The sequence below is a fragment of the Mesorhizobium huakuii genome, assembly GCF_030160235.1.
In the GTDB taxonomy this organism is placed as follows: domain Bacteria; phylum Pseudomonadota; class Alphaproteobacteria; order Rhizobiales; family Rhizobiaceae; genus Mesorhizobium; species Mesorhizobium huakuii.
Genome location: NZ_BSNY01000027.1, coordinates 278,681 through 289,383, shown reverse-complemented (window position 1 = coordinate 289,383; position 10,703 = coordinate 278,681). Strand labels below are relative to the sequence as shown.

Sequence of the window (10,703 nt, the reverse complement as noted above, 5' to 3'; positions counted from 1 at the left end):
AGTGGGAATCCTTTTTACCCATTATGCCCGCCCGCACACGGAATTCCTGACAGTCCCCCTTTCGTCGGCGCGCCAGATTCTCTCGATCCGACGAGCCGGACCGAAACGCTCGATGCCACAGGCATTCCGCGCGCATAACGGCGCATTCTGGAGGCGCGGCATTTGCCGCACCTCCCTGGTGCTTGGCCACAACTGGCCACCCAGTCTCGCTATCCCTTGTGGTGCACTTTCTGCAGCCCGTAGACCGGGGTCGGCAGTCCGGCGTGCCTGGCCTTCAACTGCAGCGACAGGAACTGCGAATAGTGGCGTGACTGGTGCAGATTGCCGCCGTGGAACCATAGTGCCTCCTGCTGCGTCGGCTTCCACATGTTGCGCAACTCGCCTTCCCAGGGGCCGGGGTCCTTGGTGGTGTTCGAGCCAAGGCCCCAGCATTTGCCGACCTTGTCGGCGGTCTCACGCGATATCAGATCGGCGGCCCAGCCGTTCATTGAGCCATAGCCGGTGGCGTAGACGATGAGGTCCGCGGGCAATTCGGATCCGTCGCTGAGCACAACCGAATGCTGCTTGATCTCTTCGACGCCGACGCCACTCTTCAGCTTGATCGAACCATCGATGATCAGCTGGGAGGCGCCGACGTCGATATAATAGCCGGAGCCGCGCCTGAGGTACTTCATGAACAGGCCGGACTCATCGTCGCCCCAGTCGAGCATGAAACCGGCCTTTTCCAGTCCCTTGTAGAACGCCGCGTCGCGTTTCTTCATCTCGGCATAGGCCGGGATCTGGAACTCGTGCAGGATCTTGTAGGGCAGGGAGGCGAAGATCAGATCGGCCTTGGCCGTGGTGATGCCATTCTGCAGCGCCTGCTCCGAATAGAGCGAACCCAATCCGATCTCCATCAACGTGTCGGATCTGGAAATATGGGTGCTCGAGCGTTGCACCATGGTGACGTCGGCACCGGCTTCCCAAAGGGCCGCCGCGATGTCATGGGCGGAATTGTTGGAGCCGATGACAACGGCTCTTTTCCCGGCATAGTCATCGGGGCCAGGGTGCTTTGAGGAGTGGTGCTGATCGCCCTTGAAGGTCTCCATACCCTTGAATTTCGGCAGATTGGCCTTGCCGGATTGTCCGGTCGCCAGAACCAGTTGCTTGGGCTTCAGGGTGATGTCCTTGCCGTCGCGGTGGACGACGACGGTCCATTCCTTCTTCTCGTCGTCATAGGAGGCGCTCTTGGCTTCCGTTGACGACCAGTAGTTCAGCTCCATCACCTTGGTGTACATTTCCAGCCAGTCGCCGATCTTGTCCTTGGGCGAGAAGACCGGCCAGTTCTTCGGGAAATCGATATAGGGCAGATGGTCGTACCAGACCGGATCGTGCAGGCAGAGCGACTTGTAGCGCTTGCGCCAGCTGTCGCCGGCCCGCTCGTTCTTCTCGACGATGATGATCGGCACGCCGAGCTGCCGCAGCCGCGCGCCGAGCGCGATGCCGCCCTGGCCGCCGCCGATGATGAGCGTGTAGGGCTGCGTCTTGAAGCCGAGCTCGGCGGCTTCCTTCTCACGCTCTTCCTTCCACGTCGGACGGTTCTTGCCCGAGCCATGCTTGGCGCCCATCGGCCGCGCGAAGCCGGCCGGTTCCTCGTAGCCTTTCAATTCGACCATGGTGGTCAGCAGCGTCCATATCTTGCCGTCCTTAAGCCTGACATGGCCAAAGCCGCGCGCGACTTCTGTCTCGAAACTGATCCAGCCCTCGATCAGCCCGCCGCTCTCGGTCGCGTCCTCGCCCTTGGCGAGTGCCCAATGCGACGGCTTTGTCTTCGACAGCTGGCTCTCCAGCATGTCGCGGACCTGATCCTTGCCCTCCATGGTCTTGATGTTCCAGGTGAAGATGACGAGGTCGCGCCAGTAGCAATCCTCCTGGAAACAACCGACGGCCTTGTCGATGTCATTGGCGGCGAGGGCGCCGCCGAATTGATCGAGCAGGTCGGACAGTTTCTTGTTTGGGGCCTTGTCGAGCATAAGTTTTCCTCCGTGAAATCCAGGCCGTCATGGTGGCTCCTCCCGACTTCCAAGCCGGACGGTCAAGTATCGGCAGAGAGGACGGCCTTCGTCACGCCCCACCATAGTTTCGCGTGGCTTCAAGGACTTATCTGGAGAACGCCGCTTTCGAGCCGGTTTGGGGCGTTCTTGCGAAGGGCAGGGTGGTGTCAGCACGATGCGGGTGTCCATCGCGAAATCGTGACGGTCCATTTGTCGAATTGGGAAGCGCCTTCGTTGCCGGCGCGATTTTTGCCGTTGACAGGGCGCCTTGCCGGCCCTTAGTGTCCGCGACCATGAAAAAGGCACTCATTCTCGTAGGAAGGCGCGTGGGCAAGGCGGTGTAACCGCCGGGCGAAAACCTCCCATGCGCAACACACAGGCTCCCTCGGGGGCCTTTTTTATTGCCTGAAACACGACTAAACGACCAACAACACCCAAATGGCAACGCCCAAGCGGCGACAGTACGGGACCAGACCGATGAGCAACGGACAGAGTGAGCGGCGCGAGATGACGGGCGCCGAAATGGTGGTGCAGGCGCTGAAGGACAATGGCGTCAAGCATGTCTTCGGTTATCCCGGCGGCGCGGTTCTCCCGATCTATGACGAGATCTTCCAGCAGGACGATGTCGAGCACATCCTGGTGCGGCACGAGCAAGGTGCCGGCCACGCGGCCGAGGGCTACGCGCGCTCGACCGGCAAGGCCGGCGTCATGCTGGTGACGTCAGGCCCCGGCGCGACCAATGCGGTGACGCCGCTGCAGGATGCGCTGATGGATTCGATCCCGCTGGTCTGCCTGACGGGCCAGGTGCCGACCTCCTTGATCGGCTCCGACGCGTTCCAGGAATGCGACACGGTCGGCATCACGCGCCCCTGCACCAAGCACAACTGGCTGGTGAAGGACGTCAACGAGCTCGCCGCGACCATCCATGAGGCGTTCCATGTCGCAACAACCGGCCGTCCGGGGCCGGTTGTGGTCGACATCCCGAAGGACGTGCAGTTCGCCAAGGGGTTTTACGTCCCGCCGCAGATCGCACCGCGCACCAGCTACCAGCCGAAGGTCCAGGGCGATCTGGAGAAGATCAAGGCCGCCGTCGACCTGATGGCGGGCGCCAAGAGGCCGATCATCTATTCGGGCGGCGGCGTCATCAATTCCGGCCCGGAAGCGAGCCATTTGCTGCGCGAACTGGTCGACCTCACCGGTTTCCCGATCACCTCGACGCTGATGGGGCTCGGCGCCTATCCGGCATCGGGCAAGAACTGGGTCGGCATGCTCGGCATGCACGGCACCTACGAGGCCAACATGGCCATGCATGATTGCGACGTGATGATCTGCATCGGCGCGCGCTTCGACGACCGCATCACCGGGCGGCTCAACGCGTTCTCGCCGAATTCGCGCAAGATCCATATCGACATTGACCCGTCCTCGATCAACAAGAACGTCCACACCGAAGTGCCGATCATCGGCGACGTCGGCCGGGTGCTGGAGGATATGGTGCGGCTGTGGCGGGCAACCGCCAAGGCCGACAAGAAGGCGCTTTATCCCTGGTGGGAGCAGATCGCCAAATGGCGCGGTCGCGATTCACTCGCCTACAAGATGAACCACGACGTGATCATGCCGCAATACGCCATCCAGCGGCTCTACGAACTGACCAAGGACAAGGACACCTACATCACCACCGAGGTCGGCCAGCACCAGATGTGGGCCGCGCAGCATTATCATTTCGAAAAGCCGAACCGCTGGATGACGTCGGGCGGGCTGGGCACGATGGGCTATGGCCTGCCGGCGGCGCTCGGCGTGCAGATCGCGCATCCCGATGCGCTGGTCATCGACATCGCCGGCGACGCCTCGGTGCAGATGACGATGCAGGAGATGAGCGCGGCGGTGCAGTACAAGGCGCCGATCAAGATCTTCATCCTCAACAACCAGTATATGGGCATGGTGCGCCAGTGGCAGCAGTTGCTGCACGGCAACCGGCTGTCGCATTCCTACACCGAGGCGATGCCGGACTTCGTCAAGCTGGCGGAGGCGTATGGCGGCCACGGCATACGTTGCGAGAAGCCGGACGAGCTGGACGACGCCATCAAGGAGATGATCTCGGTCAGGAAGCCCGTGCTGTTCGATTGCCGCGTGGCGAACCTCGCCAACTGCTTCCCGATGATCCCGTCTGGCAAGGCGCACAACGAGATGCTGTTGCCCGACGAGGCCACCGACGAGGCCGTGGCAAACGCAATCGACGCCAAGGGCAGGGAACTGGTGTAATCGACGGGCCAAGGCAGGGCTTGTCGAAAAAAACCTTGCGCAAACAAAGAATTAGATCAAGAATTTGAGATCCATGTCATGAACGCACAGCACCTTCAACCCACCGGCTCCGCCTACTTCATCGCCAAGGAAACGGAGCGGCCGGAGATCCACACGCTTTCCGTGCTGGTCGACAACGAGCCGGGCGTACTCGCCCGGGTCATCGGCCTGTTCTCTGGACGCGGCTACAACATCGAGAGCCTGACCGTCTCCGAGACGGAGCATGAGAAGCACCTGTCGCGCATCACCATCGTGACGCGCGGCACGCCGCATGTGATGGAGCAGATCAAGAATCAGCTCGAACGCATCGTGCCGGTCCATCGAGTGGTCGATCTGACTGTCCGCTCGCACGAGCTCGGGCAGGAGCGACCGCTGGAGCGGGAACTGGCGCTGGTCAAGGTTGCCGGCACCGGCGACGCTCGCGTCGAGGCGCTGCGGCTGGCCGACGCTTTCCGCGCCAGCGTCATCGACGCCAACACCGAGCATTTCATCTTCGAGATCACCGGCAAGGGTTCCAAGCTCGACCAGTTCATCGCCATCATGAAGCCGCTCGGCCTGGTCGAGATCTGCCGCACCGGCGTGGCGGCGATGAATCGCGGCCCGCAGGGCATGTAGGCATTCATGCGAAATTAGAGTTCAGCAATCACGGTTGGCCAAGGCATTGCAAATTCGATCTGAGAACCAGTGGCGCATGACCCCGCGACAAGAGCTTCTGATACATGTGATGATGTACGCTCTGATCGCATACTCGATCTGGGTGCTTGCCCATGCCTGGGTGACGATGACCGTTCCGGTCGGACGAACCTATAGCCTGGTTGCGTATGCGGACAATCCGACCAGATTCCGGGATGGGGTACTGTTCCACGCCGGATCCATCGTCGTCTTCAGCTGGTTTCTCTGGGCACTGAAGCATCTCCGCCGGCGCTGATCTGCCGAAAGCTTCCGACAGATCCAATCGGCTATCAGTTGCCGGATTTTGTCGGCGTAGCGCCGATTCTGCCGCCTGCCAGTTCCTTGCTTTCCCGTTGGACCAATCGAATGAATTTGCGTCCGGCGCCCGCTTGATTTAAGTCAGTATTACTGACCTTTGTGAGCCGTCATGTCCCTCGACGCATTCCTCGCACTGCTCGTCTACGCTTTCGTGACCTCGATCACGCCGGGGCCGAACAACCTCATGCTGCTGGCATCGGGGGTGAATTTCGGCATAGCCAGAACCGTTCCACACATGCTTGGCATCAGCATGGGTTTTCTGGTGCTGTTGCTCGCCGTCGGCCTTGGCCTTGGCGCTGTGTTGACTGCGTTTCCGGCGCTGCACACTGGATTGAAGATCGCAGGCGGCGCCTATCTGCTCTACCTTGCCTGGAAGATCGCCATGTCGCGCTCGCTGACCGGCAAGGGTGAGACGAAAGGACGGCCGATGCGCTTCATCGATGCGGCTGCCTTCCAGTGGGTCAATCCGAAGGCCTGGGTGATGGCGATCACCGCCATGGCTGTCTATGCCAATGCCGAGCACCCGTTCCTGTCGGTGGCGTTGATCTCGATCGCCTTCACCATCGTCAACCTGCCGAGCGTTTCGGTGTGGGCCGGTTTCGGCACGGCGCTGCGGGGTTTCCTGTCGGATCCGGTGCGGCTGAAATGGTTCAACATCGCCATGGGCGTGCTCCTGGCGGCGACGCTTTGGCCGATGCTGAAATAGGGTTCTCCGACGCTTTGACGGGCCTCGGCCAGCGGCAATGGCGGGCTGCCTACCAATTGTGCAGTGCACATTAAATCTTCGTAATGCCGTGTTTTGGCCCTTTTCCGACAAATGCGTGTCCTATCTATTCGGCGAAATCGCGGCAATGAGCCGTGGATTGCGCTAGAATACGACCACCTGACTACGGCGTGTCGGACGAGAGGGCCCCTTGACGATACGTGGAAAAGTCATTCTTTCATTGCTTGTCCTCGCCTGTGCGGGCGCGGCCTGGCTCTATCTGTCTCCGGACATGCTGGGCAAGGTTCAGCAGCTCATCGGCGCAAAGCAGGTCGCGGCGTCGGACAAGGCGGCAACCGACAAGCAGGCATCGGGAAGCAAGCAGGCCGGCGGCGGCGCGCGTTCGGCCTCGATCGTTTCGGCGACGGCAACCACGGCCGACTTCCCGATCCGGCGTTATGCCATCGGCTTCGTCTCCTCGCCCGCCGTGGTCAGCATCAACGCGCGGGTCTCCAGCCAGATCGTGTCGATCGACGTCAAGGACGGGCAGATGGTCAAGGCAGGCGACACCCTGTTCTCGCTCGACGACCGGGCGCTCAAGGCGCAACTCGCCAAGGACCAGGCCACGCTCGCCAAGGACCGGGCGCTGCTTGCCAGTTCGAATTCCGATTTTCAGCGCGCCAAGGACCTTGTCGCCAAGCAGGCCGGCACGCAGCAGACCTATGATCAGGCCGTGGCCGCGCAGAAGGCGGCGGCGGCGACCGTCGATGCCGACAAGGCGACGATCGACGCGGACAATGTCCAGCTTGGCTTCGCCACCATCACGGCGCCGATCGCGGGCAGGCTGGGTGCGGTCAATGTTGCCGTCGGCGATCTGGTGACCACCAGCAATGGCAACAGCAGTAGCTCGACGCCGCTGGTGACCATCACCCAGATGGATCCCTTGCAGGTCAACTTCAACCTGCCGGAAAGCAACCTTGCGCTGCTGCACAAGGCGCTTGCCAATCCCCAGCAAGGAGCGGTGACCCTGATCAAGGATGGCGACCCGACGCCGATCGGCAAGGGTACGCTCGATTTCGTCGATTCCAGCGTCGATACCGCCTCGGGCACGATCGCAACGCGGGCGAGCATACCCAATGCCGATCTTTCGCTGTGGCCGGGCCAGTATGTGAATGTCGTGCTCGACGCCGGCATCATGCCGCAGATGACCTCCGTTCCCACCGTAGCGGTGCAGCCCAGCCAGAAGGGGCCGTTCGTCTATGTGGTCAAGCCGGACAACACGGTCGAGATGCGGCCGGTGCAGGTGGCGCTGACCGAAGGCCAAAACAGCGCCATCAGCCAAGGCCTCAAAGCCGGCGAGAAAGTCGTCACGGAAGGCCAGACCAGGCTGAAGGACGGCGCCGCCGTGCACGAAGGCGCCGCGGCCGCGCCCAAGGTGGCCGAGGCGACCAAAGCCGGCGAGGCGGCCCAATGATTTCCGAATTCTGCATTCGCAGGCCCGTCGCCACCCTTCTGATGTCGTTCGCCCTGGTGCTGGGCGGACTGTTTGCCTACAAATTCCTGCCGGTGGCCGCACTGCCCAGCGCCGAATTCCCGGTGGTCAACGTTTCGGCCTCACTCCCGGGCGCCTCGCCGGAAACCATGGCGACATCAGTGGCAACGCCACTGATCAAGCAGTTCGCGACCATTGCCGGCATCGATTCGATCTCGACCACCAACTCGCTCGGCCAGACCTCGATCGCCATCCAGTTCGTACTCAACCGCGATATCGATGCCGCGGCCGCGGACGTGCAGGCCGCGATCGCGCGAACGCAGAAATCGCTGCCGCCGCAGATGACGTCGCCACCCAGCTATCGCAAGGTCAATCCGGCCGATGCGCCGATCCTTTTGATGTCGCTGGTCAGCGATACGGTTCCGCTGACCGACCTCGATGCCTTTGCCGAGAACGTCATTTCGCCGTCGCTGTCGACCATCGACGGCGTGGCGCAGGTCTCGATCTTCGGCCAGCAGAAATATGCCGTGCGCATCCAGATCGATCCGACGGCGCTTGCCGCGCGCGGCATTTCGATCGATCAATTGCAGGCGGCGGTCGCATCGGCCAACAGCAATACGCCACTCGGGGTGCTGCAGAACAACAAGCAGCAGCTGACCATCACCGCCAACACCCAGCTGACCGACGCCGCCGGCTTCTCCAACCTCATCATCGCCACCAAGAACGGCCATCCGGTGCGGCTCGGCGAGGTGACCCGCGTCGTCGATTCGGTGCAGACCACGACGACGGCGAGCTGGTATGACGGCACGCGCGCCATCATCATGGCCGTGCAGCGCCAGCCCGACGCCAACACCGTCGACGTCGTCGACAAGGTCAAGGCGATGCTGCCGTCCTTCCAGGACCAGATGCCGGCCGCTGCCCAGATCAAGCTGCTCAACGACCGTTCGACCTCGATCCGCCAGGCGGTCGACGACGTCCAGTTCACGCTGCTGCTGACCATCGCACTCGTGGTCATGGTCATCTTCGTGTTCCTGCGCCGGGTGACGGCGACCATCATCCCGGCCGTGGCGGTGCCGATCTCGCTGATCGCGACGCTCGCCGCGATGTTCCTGTTCGGCTTTTCCATCGACAACATATCGCTGATGGGCCTGACGCTGGCGGTGGGCCTCGTCGTCGACGACGCCATCGTCATGCTGGAGAATATATTCCGCCACATGGAGGAGGATGGGTTGTCGGCCTTCGACGCGTCGGTGAAGGGCGCACGCGAAATCGGCTTCACCATCATCTCGATCTCGATCTCGCTGGTGGCGGTGTTCATCCCCGTGCTTCTGATGGGCGGTGTCATCGGGCGCATCTTCAACGAGTTCGCGGTGGTGGTGACGGTCGCCATCCTGGCATCGATGTTCGTGTCGCTGACGCTGACGCCGATGCTGTGCTCGCGGCTATTGTCAGTCACCAAGGCCGATCGCGAAGCGCACGCGCCTAGCCACAAGCAGGACCTCATCACACGCGGCTACGACCGGGTCCTGAGCTTCTGCCTGCGGCACACCTTCCTGGTGTTCCTCGTCTTCATCGGCACCGCGGCAGCGTCGGTGTGGCTGATCGAGATCTCGCCGAAGGGCTTCTTCCCGCAAGAGGATATCGGCCAGATATCGGTGACCACCATCGCGCGCCAGGACATTTCTTTCGACGCCATGGCGAAGCTGCAAGGGCAGGTGGCAAGCGTCTTTTCCCACTCGCCCTATGTTTCGCATGTGGCATGGTCGGCAGGCAGCGGCAACAATGCACTGAACCAGGGCCAGCTCTATGTGCAGTTGAAGGACAAGAGCCAGAGACCCGACATCGAGAAGGTGCAGGCTGACCTGCGCAAGCAACTGGCTGGCGTGGCGGGTATCGAAACCTACATGCAGCCGGTGCAGAACCTGAGGCTGGGTTCGCGGTCGTCCGCCAGCGCCTACCAGTTGGTGGTTCAGGGCCTCGACACCGTCCAGACCGATATCTGGGCGCAGAAACTGAATGACGCGATGGCGGCCGACCATACGACCTTCACCGACGTCACCAGCGACCTGCAGAACAATGCGCTGCAGGCATCGCTGGTGGTGGATCGTGACAAGGCTGCCCAGCTCGGCATCGATACCGACACGCTGCGCAGCGCTCTCTATGGCGGGTTCGGTACGGACCAGGTTTCGACCATCTTCGGCTCGGCCGACAGCTACGAGGTCATCACCGAGCTCGATCCCAAGATCGAGTGGTCGCCCGAGCGGATGCTCGCTATCCAGATGCGGACGGCGAGCGGCAGCCTGGTTCCGCTTGGCGCCTTCGCCCGGGTCGATCGCACGGCCGGCGCCCTGACGGTGAACCAGCTCGGCCAGCTTCCGGCCGTGACCATCTCCTACAATCTGCCGCAAGGCGTGGCGCTTGGCGACAGCACGGCTCGCATCAGCGCGCTGAAGGAGCAGATCGGCATGCCAACGGCGATCTCGACGTCCTTCGCCGGCACCGCCAAGACCTTCCAGGATTCGCTGGCAAATCAGGGCTTGCTCATCGGCGGCGCGATCCTGACCATCTATATCGTGCTCGGCATTCTGTATGAGAGCTTCATCCACCCGCTCACCATCCTCACCGGCCTGCCGTCGGCGGTGCTGGGCGCGGTCGTTGCCTTGCGCTTCGCCGGCATGGATCTGTCTGTGATCGCGGTGATCGGCATTCTGATGCTGATCGGCATCGTCAAGAAGAACGGCATCATGATGGTCGACGTCGCGCTCGAGTTGCGACGAGACGGCATGTCGGCGAAGGACTCCATCCACAAGGCCTGCCTGATGCGTTTCAGGCCGATCATGATGACGACGCTGGCGGCGCTGATGGGCACGTTCCCGATCGCGCTCGGCACTGGCGCCAGCGCCGAACTGCGCCAGCCGCTGGGCGTCGCCGTTGTCGGCGGCCTGCTGGCCTCGCAGGCGCTGACCCTGTTCGTGACGCCGGTGATCTACGTCTACATGGAGAATTTCTCGGGCTGGCTGGTGGGGCTCATGCCAAAGCGCAAGGCCGAGTTGCCTGCGGTCGAGAATCCCGAACAGCCCTCGCTGTTCGGCATCAACGACGACATCCCGGCGGAGCCGCAGAAGACGGCCGCCGAATAGCCGGCCAGCGGGCGCTGATTTCCGCTGGCCCAAGCCGTCATGCTTGC

The 10,703-nt window shown here is 62.3% G+C and carries 7 protein-coding genes; 6 read left to right on the top strand and 1 reads right to left on the bottom strand.

Annotated features, from left to right (window positions below; translation table 11 throughout):
- Positions 1–209: 209 nt before the first annotated feature.
- Positions 210–2,012 carry an NAD(P)/FAD-dependent oxidoreductase gene (locus QQK95_RS15470; RefSeq protein WP_284274108.1) on the bottom strand — a complete coding sequence of 601 codons (1,803 nt, stop codon included), beginning with the start codon at positions 2,010–2,012 and terminating at the stop codon, positions 210–212.
- Positions 2,013–2,510: 498 nt separating this feature from the next.
- Here QQK95_RS15470 and QQK95_RS15465 point away from each other — a divergent pair, with 498 nt between their 5' ends.
- From QQK95_RS15465 to QQK95_RS15440, 6 genes are all read left to right on the top strand, one after another.
- Complete coding sequence (locus QQK95_RS15465; RefSeq protein ID WP_284274106.1) at positions 2,511–4,292, top strand: acetolactate synthase 3 large subunit; 1,782 nt, start codon at positions 2,511–2,513, stop codon at positions 4,290–4,292.
- Positions 4,293–4,370: 78 nt separating this feature from the next.
- Positions 4,371–4,946 carry an acetolactate synthase small subunit gene (gene ilvN, locus QQK95_RS15460; RefSeq protein ID WP_096447268.1) on the top strand — a complete coding sequence of 192 codons (576 nt, stop codon included), beginning with the start codon at positions 4,371–4,373 and terminating at the stop codon, positions 4,944–4,946.
- 34 nt (positions 4,947–4,980) lie between these two features.
- The gene (locus QQK95_RS15455; protein ID WP_284274102.1) at positions 4,981–5,259 is read left to right on the top strand and encodes a hypothetical protein; all 279 of its coding nucleotides are present in this window, start codon (positions 4,981–4,983) and stop codon (positions 5,257–5,259) included.
- 171 nt (positions 5,260–5,430) lie between these two features.
- Positions 5,431–6,027, top strand: coding sequence for a LysE family translocator (locus QQK95_RS15450; protein ID WP_284274099.1), 597 nt, complete (start codon positions 5,431–5,433; stop codon positions 6,025–6,027).
- A gap of 214 nt (positions 6,028–6,241) precedes the next feature.
- A complete protein-coding gene (locus QQK95_RS15445) occupies positions 6,242–7,498 on the top strand; it encodes an efflux RND transporter periplasmic adaptor subunit (protein WP_284274122.1) in 1,257 nt (418 codons plus the stop codon).
- Positions 7,495–10,656 carry an efflux RND transporter permease subunit gene (locus tag QQK95_RS15440; RefSeq protein WP_284274097.1) on the top strand — a complete coding sequence of 1,054 codons (3,162 nt, stop codon included), beginning with the start codon at positions 7,495–7,497 and terminating at the stop codon, positions 10,654–10,656. The genes QQK95_RS15445 and QQK95_RS15440 overlap by 4 nt, the downstream gene beginning before the upstream one ends.
- Positions 10,657–10,703 lie beyond the last annotated feature (47 nt).